The organism is Ralstonia sp. 1138 (assembly GCF_040544795.1).
GTDB lineage: Bacteria > Pseudomonadota > Gammaproteobacteria > Burkholderiales > Burkholderiaceae > Ralstonia > Ralstonia flatus.
The window spans coordinates 118,348-131,284 of record NZ_JBEPKQ010000004.1 but is presented as its reverse complement, the minus strand read 5'-3'; the positions used below and the strand labels follow the sequence as shown (position 1 = coordinate 131,284).

Sequence of the window (12,937 nt, the reverse complement as noted above, 5' to 3'; positions counted from 1 at the left end):
CGCCGCATCGGCATGGTGGCCGGCGAGGCTTCCGGTGATCTGCTGGCCTCGCTGCTGCTGAAGGGATTGCACGCACACCTGCCTGCCGACATCGCCTACAACGGCATCGGCGGGGCACGCATGGCGGAGCAGGGTTTCCAGTCGAACTGGCCGATGCACAAGCTGTCGGTCAACGGCTACGTGGAAGTGCTCGGCCAGCTGCGCGAGATTCTCACGATCCGCAAGGAACTCAAGCAGAACCTGCTGACTGTGCCCCCGCTGGCGTTCATCGGCGTGGACGCGCCCGACTTCAATTTCAACGTCGAGATCGCCATGCGGCAGGCGGGTGTGCCGGTGGTGCATTTCGTGAGCCCGTCGATCTGGGCTTGGCGAGCCGGCCGTATCAAGACGATCGCCCGCGCCGTCGACCATATCCTCTGTCTGTTCCCGTTCGAGCCCGAGATTTACGCCAAGGCGGGCATTCCGGCCACGTACGTCGGGCATCCGCTGGCGGACGAGATTCCGCTGGTGCCGGACGTGGAGGGCGCTCGCACGCGCCTGGGGCTGCCGTTGGGCCGCAAGGTGGTTGCGGTGCTGCCGGGTAGCCGGAATTCCGAAGTGAAGCATCTCGGGCCGACGCTGTTTGCGGCGATGTCGCGCATGCAGGCGGTCGAGCCGGATCTGGCGTTTGTGCTGCCGGCGGCCAATGCGACGCTGCGCGAGCGCATCGATGCCATGCGCGCGGAGCATCCGGGCCTGCATTTATGGGTCGTCGATGGTCAGTCGCACGCCGCCATGGAAGCGGCTGACGTGATCCTGCTGGCGAGCGGCACGGCAACGCTGGAAGCGGCGCTGTACAAGAAGCCGATGGTCATCACGTACAAGGTGCCCTGGTTGACCGCGCAGATCATGAAGCGCAAAGGCTATCTGCCGTATGTTGGGCTGCCGAACATCCTGTCCGGCCGCTTTGTCGTGCCGGAACTGCTGCAGGATGACGCAACGCCCGAGGCACTCGCGCGCGAAACGCTGCTGCAGCTGAGCGACCATGGCAACGCCACGTTCCTGCGCGAACACTTCACGCAGATGCACCTGACGCTCAAGCAGAACATGGCCGAGATTGGCGCGAAAGTCGTGGTCGACCTGCTGCGCAGTCGCGGTAAGCTTTGAGTCCATGGCTTCCCGCAAACCCAATCCCGATCAGCTTGGCCTGCTGCTCTCACAAGAGCCGGCGGCCAAGCGTGCGCGTCGCATCCTGTGCGGCGTGGACGAGGCTGGACGCGGGCCCTTGGCCGGGCCGGTGACGGCTGCAGCGGTCGTACTCAATCCGCGCAAGCCGATCAAGGGCTTGGCCGACTCCAAAATCCTGACTGCCAAGAAGCGTGAAGCGCTCTACAACGAGATCGTCGAAAAGGCGCTTGCCTGGCACGTGGCGGAAGCCACCGTCGAAGAAATCGATCGCATCAACATCCTGCACGCGACCATGCTCGCCATGCAGCGCGCGGTGCACGGCGTAGCGGCACTGGGCACGCTGCCCGATCTCGTGCAGGTGGACGGCAATCGTTGCCCGCAGGTGGCGTTTGCGGTGGAGGCCATCGTCAAGGGCGATGCGCTGGTGCCCGCCATCTCAGCGGCGTCCATCCTGGCGAAGGTGACGCGCGATCGCCAATTGGCCGCGCTGCATACCGAGTTTCCGCTCTATGGTTTTGACGTCCATGCCGGCTATGGCACGCCGCAGCATCTCGCCGCGATCGACCTCCATGGCGTAACGCCGCATCATCGCCGCTCGTTTGCGCCCGTGCGTCGCGCGCTGGAGGGGATGAGCGCGATCAGCATCGAAACCACCGCTGCAGGCAGCGCCTGGGACGACTGACCTTTTTCCGCTGGGCCCATTCGTGAAGCACATCACTTCCCGCGACAACGCGGTGTTCAAGCATCTCAAGGCGCTTTCGGGCTCGACGCAGCATCGTCGGCGCGCGGGGCAATCCGTGCTCGATGGCGTGCATCTCGTGGTGGCGTATCTGGATGCGGGCCATATGCCGGCGCAATGCCTGGTTTCGGAGCGCCATATCCGTCACCCGGAAGTGGCCGCGGTGCTTGATCGCGTCGATCCGGACACCGTCATCCTGCTGGCGGATAACCTGTTTGGCCAACTCACCACCGTCGTCAACGGCGTCGATCTGATGGCGCTGGTCGAGACGCCGGAGGGCAAGTTGCCGCAGACGATCGATGCAGACTGCGTCGTCCTGGATGGCATTCAGGACGCTGGCAACGTTGGTTCCATCCTGCGGTGTGCGGCCGCCGCCGGCGTGCGCGATGTCTTCATGACACCGGGCTGCGCGTTCGCGTGGTCGGCGAAGACATTGCGCGCCGCCATGGGTGCGCATTTCCACCTGAATATCGTTGAGCACTGCACCTTCGAAAGCGTGCATTCGCGGCTTCAGGTGCCGCTGTTGGCGACCTCGTCGCACGCCAAGCAGGCGGTGTTCGATGTGCCACTCAATGCACCTGTGGGTTGGGTGTTCGGCAACGAAGGCGCGGGCGTGTCGGAGGAATGGCTTTCTGCCGTGACGACACCCGTGACGATTCCCCAGCCGGGCGGCATGGAGTCGCTCAATGTGGCTGCCGCAGCAGCGATCTGCCTGTTTGAGGCCGTGCGACAACGCCGCGCGGCGTAACCCTCTCTTTTTTCTGTCGGTCACCGGTCATACGGCGTTTTCAAACGCCAGAAAAGTCCCGCATTGACTTTGACATTGAGTAATGGAACATTGAGCACGGCGCCATCGAGCGCCCTCGATACCCAGACTCAAGGAGACCGGCATGCCGAACCCCACCCTGGCGCGCGTCCATGTCGACGAACTCGCCCAGTTTCGCGAAATCCAGCAGCTCGCTTACGCGTGCGTCGAAGCCGTCGGCGGCATGCTGCGCCCCGGCATGACCGAGAAGGACGCGGCCAAGCTGCTCACCGAGTGGCTTGGCGATCGCGGCGTCCATGACTGGCTGCACAAGCCGTTCGCGTGGTTTGGCGACCGCACCGCGTTCCAGGGCTTTTCGGGCCTGACGCATATGGCCGGCTTCAACCTGGCGTTCTTTCCGTCGTCGCGGCGGTTGGAAGAGAACATGCCGGTCATCCTCGACGTGGCGCCCGTGCGTAATGGCGTGATCGCCGATGTCGGCTATGCCACGTGTCTCGGCGAAAACGCCATCCTCGACCAACTGCAGGACGACCTGATGGCGCATCGCGAGTTGATCGTGCGCTTGATCCGCGAGCGTCGGTCGATGGCCGATGTGGCCCGTGCGGTGGACCAGCTTTGCATGAAGCAGGGCGTGGAGCCGCGTCACAAGGCGTATCCGTTCAAAGTGCTGGCGCATCGCGTGGCCAAGCTCGACAGCCCCTCGAAGCCGCGTTTCGTTGCGCGCTTCGGGCTGAACGCCACGCGCAACCTCATCCTCGACCAGGTGCGCAGCGGCAAGCAGGAAGGGTGGTCGCCGCTGTGGTCGATCGATCGTCGATCCGAGCACGCGCCGGTGCCAGGCCTGTGGGCCGTCGAGCCGCACCTGGGTTTCCATGGCGTCGGGGCCAAGTTCGAGGAACTGCTCGTCATCACCGAAGACGACGCCTACTGGCTCGACGACGATCTGCCGCACGTGCGCCGCTGGCAGCAGCGTCAACGCGCGCAGCAGCGCGCTGCCTGACGTACGCGGAGGCCCAGATGAAAACGCTTCTTGAAGAGGCCCCGCTGGCGTTGTTCGAATCGCCCGCAGCGGTTTCGCCCAACGACTATTCGGAGCGGATGGTGCAGTCCGGCAGCGTCTCGCTCGCCGTCAAGACGTGGGGCAACCCGGCGCATCCGACCGTCGTGCTGGTGCACGGCTATCCCGATAACAGCGAGGTCTGGCACGAGATGGCACCGCTGCTCGCGCGCGACTACTACGTCGTTGCCTACGACGTGCGGGGTGCAGGCCGGTCGAGTTCGCCCAGGGGGATGCGCAATTACACCTTCGCGCGGTTGACCGACGACTTCATCGCCGTGATCGATGCGCTGAGCCCGGGCAAGCCTGTGCACCTGATCGCGCACGATTGGGGTTCGATCCAATCGTGGGAATTCGTGACGGAGGCGCGCCTGCGCGGGCGCATTGCGTCATACACGTCGTGCTCGGGGCCGTGCCTGGACCACGTCGGGCATTGGATGCGCGCCCGACTGCTGCGTCCGACGCCGTCGTCGCTGGGCAAGATGCTGGGGCAGCTCGTGCGCTCGTGGTACGTGCTGCTGTTCCATCTGCCCATCGTGCCGGAACTGAGCTGGCGCCTGTGGCTGGGGCGCGCGTGGCCGCGTGTGCTGCGTCGTGTCGAGAAGACCGCCATCGTGCCGCGCGCCACGCAGACGGCCGATGGCGTGCGCGGTGTGTCGCTGTATCGCGCCAACTTCATCCGCAGCCTGTTCACGCCGCGCAAGCGCGTCGCACATGCGCCGGTGCAGGTGATCGTGCCGACGCTGGACAAGTACGTCAGCCCCGCGTTGTCCGAAGATCTCTCGCGCTGGGTGCCGCAGTATTGGCGCCGCGAAGTTGTGGCTCGGCACTGGCTGCCGGTCACGCATGCCGCACGCATGGCCGAGATGGCGCGCGAGCTGATCGCGCACGTCGAGGGCAAGGCGGAATCCGAAGCGCTGCAGCGCGCGCGTCAGCGGGGCGAGCGCAAACCGCTGTCCGGCAAGCTCGCCGTCATCACGGGAGCCGGCAGCGGCATCGGTCGTTGCGCGGCGCTGGAATTCGCGGCGCAAGGCGCAGCCATTGTCGCCGTCGACATTCGTGCTGAAGACGCAGAGCGCACCGCCAAGCTCATCCGCCTCACCGGCGGCAAGGCGTGGGCGCGTACCGTCGACGTCGGCAACGCCGAGCAGATGGAAGCGTTGGTCGATTGGGTCGGCAAGGAACTGGGCGGCGCCGACATCGTCGTCAACAACGCGGGCATCGGCATGGCGGGCGGCATTGTCGACACGTCCGAGCGCGATTGGCAACGCATCCTGCACGTGAACGTGTGGGGGGTGATTCACGGAGCCCGGCTGTTCGCCAAGCAAATGGTGGCGCGCGGGCAGGGCGGGCACATCCTGAACACCGCATCGGCAGCGGCCTTTGCGCCATCGCGCGATCTTGCCGCCTATGCGACGACAAAGGCCGCGGTGCTGATGCTGTCCGAATGCATGCGCGGCGAGCTGGCCGGGCAGGGCATTGGCGTGTCGGCCATCTGCCCCGGTTTTGCCGAGACGGGAATCATGGCCTCCACGGTCTACACCGGCACGACCGAGGCACAGCAGGCGCAGCTGCGCGCCCGCGCGACGAAGCTCTACCAGCTGCGTGGCCTCAAGCCGGAGACCGTCGCGAAAGCGATGCTTGGCGCGATTCAGCACAACAAGCCCGTTGTCATGATCGGCATCGAGGCGCATTCGTCACGCTTCATCTCGCGCTATGCGCTATGGCTCAGCCGGCTGATCGCGCGCGTGAGCATGGCCGGGCATTGAACCCGCGCCGACAAGAACATCCGGAGACCACCATGACCGCGCCCGATTACTTCATCAAGGCCCGCCACGTCCGTTTCGACTGGAAGGACACGCCTATCCAGTGGATTCCCGGCGATCCGTCCAGCACGCACATCATCAACATCCTGAATCTGTTGTTTCCCGCCGGCGAATTGTGGTTCTGCCGCGTCTACAACAAGGCGCTGCCGCTGATTGCCGACGCGAAGCTGCGCGCCGACGCCGAAGGCTTTCTGCGCCAGGAGGCCGTCCATTCGCGCTCGCATGGCGGCGTGCTGACGCATTACTACAAAGACCACGGCATCGACACCCAGCCTTTCACCAAGCGGCTCGACTGGCTGTTCTCCAAGGTGCTCGGCGAGCAGCCACTGGGTCTGAAGATCGGCCACACGCGCTTCTGGCTGCGGCAGCAACTCGGCATCATCGCCGCGCTCGAGCACTTTTTCGGCTATCTGGGCAATTGGGTGCTCAACGCAAAGGGGCTGGACGCCGCCCACGCCGATCCCGTCATGCTGGACCTGTTGCGCTGGCACGGCGCGGAGGAAGTCGAGCACCGTACCGTCGCGTTCGACATCTTCCGGCACATGGGCGGCACGTATCTCGAACGCTGCTTCCACATGCTGACCACGATCCTGTTGCTGCTGTATTTCCTGGTGACGGGCTTCCGCTTCATGCACAAGCGCGATCCGGGCGCCGGCAGGTTTCCCGGCTTTATCCGCGGCTGGTGGCATGGCTCGCGGCGTAACTGCCTGCCCTCGTTCTGGAAGATGCTGGGGGCCGCGCTGCGCTATTTCCGGCCGAGCTATACGCCGCATCATGAAGGCTCGACCGAGCAGGCGTTGGCCTATCTGGAAACATCGCCGGCAGCGCAGGCCGCGGCGCACGGCGGCAACTGGGTGCGTGACCGCGCCTGACTGGTTGGGCGGCGGGCAGAAAAACAAAACGGCCGGTGCAATGCCGGCCGTTTTGTTTGCGGGGCGATGCCGCGCTCAGTAGTTGTTGTGATCCATCTTGATGTCCTGCAGGATCGTCGTGGCAATTTCCTCAATCGACTTGTGCGTCGACGACAACCACTTGATGCCCTCGCGCCGCATCATCGCTTCGGCTTCGTTGATTTCGTAGCGGCAATTTTCCAGCGCGGCATATTTGCTGCCCGGCCGGCGTTCATTGCGGATTTCGGACAGGCGCTGAGGATCGATCGAGAGCCCAAAAATCTTGCTCTTGTAGTCGTACAGCACCGACGGCAGCTTGCCGCGCTCGAAATCGTCCGGAATGAGCGGATAGTTGGCCGATTTCACGCCATATTGCATCGCCAGGTACAGGCTGGTCGGCGTCTTGCCGCTGCGCGAGACCCCCACCAAAATCACATCCGCCTCGGCCAGGTTCTTGTGTGACTGGCCGTCATCGTGGGCAAGTGAAAAATTGATCGCTTCGATGCGGTTTTTGTACGCCTCGGTGTCGGCGTTCTGGTGAAAACGGCCGATGGCGTGGGTGGACTTCAGGTTCAGCTCCTTCTCGAGCGGCTCGATGAAGGTCTGGAACATATCCAGGATGGTGGCCTTGGCCCGATGGACGATCTCGTTTGCCTCGGCATCCACCAACGTGGTGAAGACGATCGGCCTCACCCCTTCGGCGTGGAACGCCTCATTGATCTTGGCGACCGCAACATGCGCCTTGTCGATCGTGTCGACAAACGGAATCCGCACCTGGCGGAATTTCATCTCAAACTGCGCCAGGATCGAGTGGCTGAAGGTTTCTGCGGTGATCCCGGTGCCATCCGACACGATGAAAACGGTCCGGAAAGGTGTCCGGTTGGGAGATGCGGAGGCGAGGTCGGTCATCGAAAACGAGGGGTTTTTCCAGCACGCCGGCAGGAAATCGTGCTGCGGCACGGTAGAATAGCGGCGATCGTTTAGCTAAGCAATTCGGGCCAATCGCCTGTCGGGCGCTGCCGCAGCGGCAATCCTGGCATGGCTTCCGGATGATTTAGCCAAGCGATTCGTACGGCCAGACGACAAGAAGAAAGCCCCGTGCGGATCCGACCGGTTTTTCACTTAGTTTAGGGGCTTGTATGACTAACCTGTCGCAAGACGGCGCCTATGTGCTGCCGTTCGAGCAATTGCGGATGACCGATGTCGAGGTCGTTGGCGGTAAAAACGCTTCGCTGGGCGAGATGATCTCCCAGCTGGATGGCGCCGGCGTGCGCGTTCCGGGCGGTTTTGCCACCACGGCACTGGCGTTCCGCGATTTCCTTGCACACAACAACCTGACCGAGCGCATCTCGCAGCGTCTCGCCAGCCTCGACGTCGACGATGTCAAGGCGCTGGCTGTCGCCGGCAAGGAGATCCGCGAATGGGTCGCCACCGCGCCGTTCCAGCCGCGTCTGGAGCAGGAGATTCGCGAGTCGTATGCTCGCGTGTCCGCCCGCGAAGGCGCCGAGGCATCGTTCGCCGTGCGCTCCTCGGCCACGGCTGAAGACTTGCCGGACGCTTCGTTTGCCGGCCAGCAAGAGAGCTATCTCAACGTGCTTGGCATCGACGACGTGCTCGACAAGATCAAGCACGTGTTCGCCTCGCTGTACAACGACCGGGCGATTTCGTACCGCGTGCACAAAGGCTTCGCCCACGACGTGGTCGCCCTGTCGGCCGGTATCCAGCGCATGGTCCGCTCGGACTGCGGTGCCTCGGGCGTGATGTTCACCATCGATACCGAATCGGGCTTCCAGGATGTCGTTTTCATCACCTCCAGCTACGGCCTGGGCGAAACGGTGGTGCAGGGCGCCGTGAACCCGGACGAGTTCTACGTCTTCAAGCCGACGCTGGCCGCCGGCAAGTACCCGATCATCCGCCGCTCGATCGGCTCGAAGCTGATCAAGATGGAATTCACCGCGCCGGGCGAAGAAGGCCGCGTGAAGACCGTCGACGTGCCGGGCGAACTCCGCAACCGTTACTCCATCAACGATGCCGACGTGGCAGAGCTGGCGAAGTACGCCGTCATCATCGAAAAGCACTACGGCCGCCCGATGGACATCGAGTGGGGCAAGGACGGCAAGGACGGCAAGATCTACATCCTGCAGGCCCGCCCGGAGACGGTGAAGAGCCAGGCACACGGCAAGGTCGAGCAGCGTTTCCGCCTGAAGGGCTCGGCGCCGGTGCTGACCACCGGCCGCGCCATTGGCCAGAAGATCGGCACGGGCCCGGTGCGCGTGATCAACGATCCGGCTGAAATGGAACGTGTGCAGCCGGGTGACGTGCTGGTTGCCGACATGACCGACCCGAACTGGGAACCGGTGATGAAGCGCGCCTCGGCCATCGTCACGAACCGCGGCGGTCGTACGTGCCACGCGGCCATCATCGCACGTGAGCTGGGTGTGCCGGCGGTGGTCGGCTGCGGCGATGCGACCGACCTGCTGAAGGACGGCACGCTCGTGACGGTCTCGTGCGCCGAAGGCGACGAAGGCAAGATCTACGACGGTCTGCTGGAAACCGAAATCACGGAAGTCCAGCGCGGCGAAATGCCGACGATCAGCACCAAGATCATGATGAACGTCGGCAATCCGCAGCTGGCGTTCGATTTCTGCCAGATTCCGAACGGCGGCGTGGGCCTGGCCCGTCTGGAATTCATCATCAACAACAACATCGGCGTTCACCCGAAGGCGATTCTCGACTACCCGCAGGTCGACAGCGACCTGAAGAAGGCCGTGGAAAGCGTGGCCCGTGGCCATGCCAGCCCGCGCGCGTTCTACGTCGACAAGCTGGCCGAAGGCATTGCTACCATCGCGGCGGCGTTCTATCCGAAGCCGGTGATCGTGCGCCTGTCGGACTTCAAGTCCAACGAGTACAAGAAGCTGATCGGCGGTTCGCGCTACGAGCCGGACGAAGAAAACCCGATGCTGGGCTTCCGCGGCGCCTCGCGCTACATCGCCGAAGACTTTGCCGAAGCCTTCGAGATGGAGTGCCGTGCCATGAAGCGCGTGCGCGACGAGATGGGCCTGACCAACGTCGAAGTGATGGTGCCGTTCGTGCGTACGCTGGGCCAGGCCGAGAAGGTTGTCGAGCTGCTGGCCAAGTACGGCCTGAAGCGCGGCGAGAACGGCCTGCGCCTGATCATGATGTGCGAAGTGCCGTCCAACGCGATCCTGGCCGAACAGTTCCTGCAGTACTTCGACGGTTTCTCGATCGGTTCGAACGACCTGACGCAGCTCACGCTGGGTCTGGACCGCGACTCCGGCATGGAGCTGCTGGCCAAGGACTTCGATGAGCGCGATCCGGCGGTCAAGTTCATGCTGCAGCGCGCCATCTCCACCGCGTTGTCGATGAACAAGTACGTCGGCATCTGCGGTCAGGGCCCGTCCGATCATCCGGATTTTGCCGAGTGGCTGGCGAAGCAAGGCATCTCGTCAATCTCGCTGAACCCGGATTCGGTGGTCGACACATGGCAGAAGCTCGGTTCGGCTTGAGCTTGAACTAGAGCGTTACAACGAATGTCGTAAGACAAGGCGCGTATCCTGACGGGTGCGCGCTAACAAGAACGCGAAGTGCCCGGCGGCGTCCGACGCTGGCGGGGGCCGAGCGACATGCCCCCGCAGACGAACAGCGTCGCGGGGGTTTTTTTCTGGGATTCAGGGAGAGGGAGTATGTCGGCTCAGACCGTCTGGTTTTCGCTGGCCGTGCTGCTCGTCATCGGCGAGCTGATGACGGGGACCTTCTATCTGCTGATGGTCGCGATTGGGCTGATTGCCGGCGGTCTTGCCGCGCTGATCGGCCTTGCATTCCCTGCGCAGGCCATCGTGGCCGCCATCGTGGCGGTGTTCGGCATCGTTGGGCTGCGGCGTACGCGCTACGGGCGTGTCACGCGCGAGAACGCCGCCCGCAATCGCAACGTCAATCTGGATATCGGCGAGACGTTGCGCGTCGACGCCTGGTCGCCGGAGCGCCGCGCGCGCGTGCAGTATCGCGGCGCCGCCTGGGATGTCGAACTTGCACCGCACGCGCCCGCCACAGGTGGCGAGTTCCGGATCGTCGAAGTGCGTGGCAACGTGCTCGTCGTCGCGCCCAAATAACACGCACATCGCACTCAAAACAACCAACAAGCCCAACCACGGAGGTTCTATGTTCGAGCTGGGGACTCTCGCGATCATCGTCCTGTTTGCTGCCATCGTGCTCATTGCGCAGGGCATCAAGATCGTTCCGCAGCAGCATGCCTGGATTCTCGAGCGGCTGGGTAAATACCATGCAACGCTCTCGCCGGGGCTCAACATCGTGCTGCCCTTTGTCGATCGCGTGGCCTACAAGCACGTGCTCAAGGAAATCCCGCTCGACGTGCCGAGCCAGATCTGTATCACCAAGGACAACACGCAGCTGCAGGTGGACGGCATCCTGTATTTCCAGGTGACCGACCCGATGCGGGCATCGTATGGCTCCAGCAATTTCGTGATCGCCATCACGCAGCTGGCGCAGACGACGCTGCGCTCGGTGGTCGGCAAGCTGGAACTGGACAAGACGTTTGAAGAGCGCGACTTCATCAACCACAGCGTGGTCAATGCGCTGGATGAGGCGGCATCGAACTGGGGCGTGAAGGTGCTGCGCTACGAAATCAAGGATCTGACCCCGCCGAAGGAAATCCTGCACGCCATGCAGGCGCAGATTACGGCCGAGCGCGAAAAGCGTGCGCTGATCGCCGCATCCGAAGGCAAGCGTCAGGAGCAGATCAACCTTGCATCCGGTGCGCGCGAGGCCGCTATCCAGAAGTCCGAAGGGGAAAAGCAGGCCGCCATCAACAAGGCGCAAGGCGAGGCGGCGGCGATTCTGGCGGTGGCCGAAGCCAACGCACAGGCGATCCAGAAGATCGGTCAGGCCATTCGCACCGAGGGTGGTGTCGATGCCGTCAACCTGAAAGTGGCGGAAGAGTATGTGAGCGCGTTCAGCAACCTCGCCAAGCAGGGCAACACGCTCATCGTGCCGGGCAACATGGGCGACCTGAGCACGATGATTGCGTCAGCGTTGACGATTGTGAAGCAGCAGCGGCCGAGCGCGTAAAGCTCGGCAAGGCGGGAGGGCTCAGGCCTTCTCGCGCATGAGGCGGGCTTTTTCGCGCTGCCAGTCGCGGTCCTTCTCGGTTTCGCGCTTGTCGAAGAGTTTCTTGCCCTTGGCGAGGCCGATTTCGCATTTCACGCGGCCGCGCGTGTAGTGCAGGTTGAGCGGCACGAGCGTGTAGCCGCGCTGCTCCACCTTGCCGATGAGCTTCTTGATCTCTTCGGCGTGCAGCAGCAGTTTGCGGGTGCGCACGGGGTCTGGATTGACATGCGTGGAGGCCGATTGCAGCGGGCTGATGTGGGCCCCGATCAGGAACAGCTCGGCGTTACGAATGACGACGTAGCCTTCCTTGATCTGCGCACGGTTGGCTCGGATGGCTTTCACCTCCCAGCCCTCGAGAGCCATGCCTGCCTCGTAGCGCTCCTCGATGAAGTAATCGAAGAAGGCCTTCTTGTTGTCGGCGATGGTCATACGTTGGAATATGCGGTGCGCGCATTGGGGTGATGATCCCTGCATGCGCTGCGATAAAATGGCGAGTTTAACAAATCCGCCGCAATCCCAACCGGGGCGCGGCGCGCAAAGCTTTCGGATCACGCATGGCAGACGTTGAAAAAACCGTGTTGATTGGCTACTCGGCCGAACAGATGTTCGACCTGGTCACCGACGTCAAGGATTATCCGAACTTTCTGCCGTGGTGCGGCGGCGTGGAAATCTACGAGCAGACGGAAACGTCACTCGACGCGCGTGTCGATATCGCTTTCAAGGGCATCCATCAGTTCTTTCGCACGCGCAACGTGCAAACGCGTCCCACCCGCATCGATATGACGTTCGCAGACGGGCCTTTCAAGTCGTTCACCGGTTTCTGGATCTTCACGCCGCTGCGCGCGGATGCCTGCAAGATCAACTTCCACCTGCATTACGAGTTTTCCAGCGTGATCCTGGAAAAGCTGATCGGCCCCGTGTTCAGCATGATTGCGAATACCTTCGTCGATTCATTCGTCAAACGCGCCGAGGCGGTGTATGGCGAGTCCTGAATCCGGGTCCGTGATTGACGTGATGGTCTGCCTGGCGACGGTCACGCCGCCGCGGCTCGTCAACGTGCAAGTGCCGGCGCAGGCAACGGTGGCCGACGCCGTGCGCGCGTCCGGCCTGCTCAGCGGCGTGGATCTGACGATCGAGACCTGCCGGCTGGGTGTTTACGGCAAGCGCAAGACGCCCGATGCCGCATTGCATGCGCGTGACCGGGTGGAAATCCTGGGCCCGCTGATCGCCGATCCGAAGACCGCACGCCGGCGGCGTGTGCAGAAGGTGCGGGCCACGGGCACGCGCGAAGGGCTGAAGTGGCTGCGCAACGAGGCGCCGCCCAAGGACGACGTCCTCGAGTAAGTC

Annotated in this window: 13 protein-coding genes; 11 read left to right on the top strand and 2 right to left on the bottom strand. The window is 63.4% G+C overall.

Translation table 11 applies throughout. The features are described from left to right. The first annotated feature begins 12 nt into the window (after positions 1-12). From lpxB to ABIC76_RS18185, 6 genes are all read left to right on the top strand, one after another. Positions 13-1,146 (top strand): lipid-A-disaccharide synthase, encoded by a 1,134-nt coding sequence (lpxB, locus tag ABIC76_RS18210; protein ID WP_354535058.1) that lies wholly within the window; start codon positions 13-15, stop codon positions 1,144-1,146. A 4-nt stretch (positions 1,147-1,150) separates the two neighbouring features. Beyond that, the gene (gene rnhB / locus ABIC76_RS18205) at positions 1,151-1,849 is read left to right on the top strand and encodes a ribonuclease HII (RefSeq protein WP_354534834.1); all 699 of its coding nucleotides are present in this window, start codon (positions 1,151-1,153) and stop codon (positions 1,847-1,849) included. Between the two features lie 22 nt (positions 1,850-1,871). Beyond that, complete coding sequence (locus ABIC76_RS18200) at positions 1,872-2,654, top strand: TrmH family RNA methyltransferase (RefSeq protein WP_316876171.1); 783 nt, start codon at positions 1,872-1,874, stop codon at positions 2,652-2,654. A 142-nt stretch (positions 2,655-2,796) separates the two neighbouring features. Continuing rightward, positions 2,797-3,672, top strand: coding sequence for a M24 family metallopeptidase (locus ABIC76_RS18195; RefSeq protein WP_354534833.1), 876 nt, complete (start codon positions 2,797-2,799; stop codon positions 3,670-3,672). Positions 3,673-3,689: 17 nt separating this feature from the next. Next, entirely contained in the window at positions 3,690-5,498 is a 1,809-nt protein-coding gene (locus ABIC76_RS18190) for an SDR family oxidoreductase (protein ID WP_354534832.1), read from the top strand. A 32-nt stretch (positions 5,499-5,530) separates the two neighbouring features. Then, positions 5,531-6,427 (top strand): metal-dependent hydrolase, encoded by an 897-nt coding sequence (locus ABIC76_RS18185; protein ID WP_343548647.1) that lies wholly within the window; start codon positions 5,531-5,533, stop codon positions 6,425-6,427. 75 nt (positions 6,428-6,502) lie between these two features. Here the strand turns inward: ABIC76_RS18185 and ppsR are convergent, their stop codons facing one another. Further along, on the bottom strand, positions 6,503-7,354 hold the full coding sequence (gene ppsR, locus ABIC76_RS18180; RefSeq protein WP_027677457.1) for a posphoenolpyruvate synthetase regulatory kinase/phosphorylase PpsR: 852 nt from the start codon (positions 7,352-7,354) through the stop codon (positions 6,503-6,505). Positions 7,355-7,584: 230 nt separating this feature from the next. On the opposite strand from ppsR, the gene ppsA reads away from it, so the two are divergent. From ppsA to ABIC76_RS18165, 3 genes are all read left to right on the top strand, one after another. Further along, positions 7,585-9,972 carry a phosphoenolpyruvate synthase gene (gene ppsA, locus ABIC76_RS18175; protein ID WP_354534831.1) on the top strand — a complete coding sequence of 796 codons (2,388 nt, stop codon included), beginning with the start codon at positions 7,585-7,587 and terminating at the stop codon, positions 9,970-9,972. A gap of 177 nt (positions 9,973-10,149) precedes the next feature. Continuing rightward, positions 10,150-10,575, top strand: coding sequence for an NfeD family protein (locus tag ABIC76_RS18170; RefSeq protein ID WP_102067134.1), 426 nt, complete (start codon positions 10,150-10,152; stop codon positions 10,573-10,575). A 49-nt stretch (positions 10,576-10,624) separates the two neighbouring features. Then, positions 10,625-11,551, top strand: a complete 927-nt coding sequence (locus ABIC76_RS18165) for an SPFH domain-containing protein (RefSeq protein ID WP_354534830.1) — start codon at positions 10,625-10,627, stop codon at positions 11,549-11,551. Positions 11,552-11,572: 21 nt separating this feature from the next. On the opposite strand, the gene smpB is transcribed toward ABIC76_RS18165, so the two are convergent. After that, the gene (smpB, locus tag ABIC76_RS18160; RefSeq protein ID WP_027677453.1) at positions 11,573-12,019 is read right to left on the bottom strand and encodes an SsrA-binding protein SmpB; all 447 of its coding nucleotides are present in this window, start codon (positions 12,017-12,019) and stop codon (positions 11,573-11,575) included. 125 nt (positions 12,020-12,144) lie between these two features. Here smpB and ABIC76_RS18155 point away from each other — a divergent pair, with 125 nt between their 5' ends. Then, positions 12,145-12,582, top strand: coding sequence for a type II toxin-antitoxin system RatA family toxin (locus tag ABIC76_RS18155; RefSeq protein WP_009238217.1), 438 nt, complete (start codon positions 12,145-12,147; stop codon positions 12,580-12,582). Beyond that, positions 12,569-12,934 (top strand): RnfH family protein, encoded by a 366-nt coding sequence (locus ABIC76_RS18150; RefSeq protein ID WP_102067136.1) that lies wholly within the window; start codon positions 12,569-12,571, stop codon positions 12,932-12,934. Before ABIC76_RS18155 ends, ABIC76_RS18150 begins: the two co-directional genes overlap by 14 nt. Positions 12,935-12,937: the final 3 nt, after the last annotated feature.

Coding starts and splice junctions, on each gene's coding strand:
- lpxB (WP_354535058.1), top strand. CDS start 13: ATGGTGGCCGGCGAGGCTTCCGGTGATCTGCTGGCCTCGCTGCTGCTG.
- rnhB (WP_354534834.1), top strand. CDS start 1,151: ATGGCTTCCCGCAAACCCAATCCCGATCAGCTTGGCCTGCTGCTCTCA.
- ABIC76_RS18195 (WP_354534833.1), top strand. CDS start 2,797: ATGCCGAACCCCACCCTGGCGCGCGTCCATGTCGACGAACTCGCCCAG.
- ABIC76_RS18190 (WP_354534832.1), top strand. CDS start 3,690: ATGAAAACGCTTCTTGAAGAGGCCCCGCTGGCGTTGTTCGAATCGCCC.
- ABIC76_RS18185 (WP_343548647.1), top strand. CDS start 5,531: ATGACCGCGCCCGATTACTTCATCAAGGCCCGCCACGTCCGTTTCGAC.
- ppsR (WP_027677457.1), bottom strand. CDS start 7,354: ATGACCGACCTCGCCTCCGCATCTCCCAACCGGACACCTTTCCGGACC.
- ppsA (WP_354534831.1), top strand. CDS start 7,585: ATGACTAACCTGTCGCAAGACGGCGCCTATGTGCTGCCGTTCGAGCAA.
- ABIC76_RS18170 (WP_102067134.1), top strand. CDS start 10,150: ATGTCGGCTCAGACCGTCTGGTTTTCGCTGGCCGTGCTGCTCGTCATC.
- ABIC76_RS18165 (WP_354534830.1), top strand. CDS start 10,625: ATGTTCGAGCTGGGGACTCTCGCGATCATCGTCCTGTTTGCTGCCATC.
- smpB (WP_027677453.1), bottom strand. CDS start 12,019: ATGACCATCGCCGACAACAAGAAGGCCTTCTTCGATTACTTCATCGAG.
- ABIC76_RS18155 (WP_009238217.1), top strand. CDS start 12,145: ATGGCAGACGTTGAAAAAACCGTGTTGATTGGCTACTCGGCCGAACAG.
- ABIC76_RS18150 (WP_102067136.1), top strand. CDS start 12,569: ATGGCGAGTCCTGAATCCGGGTCCGTGATTGACGTGATGGTCTGCCTG.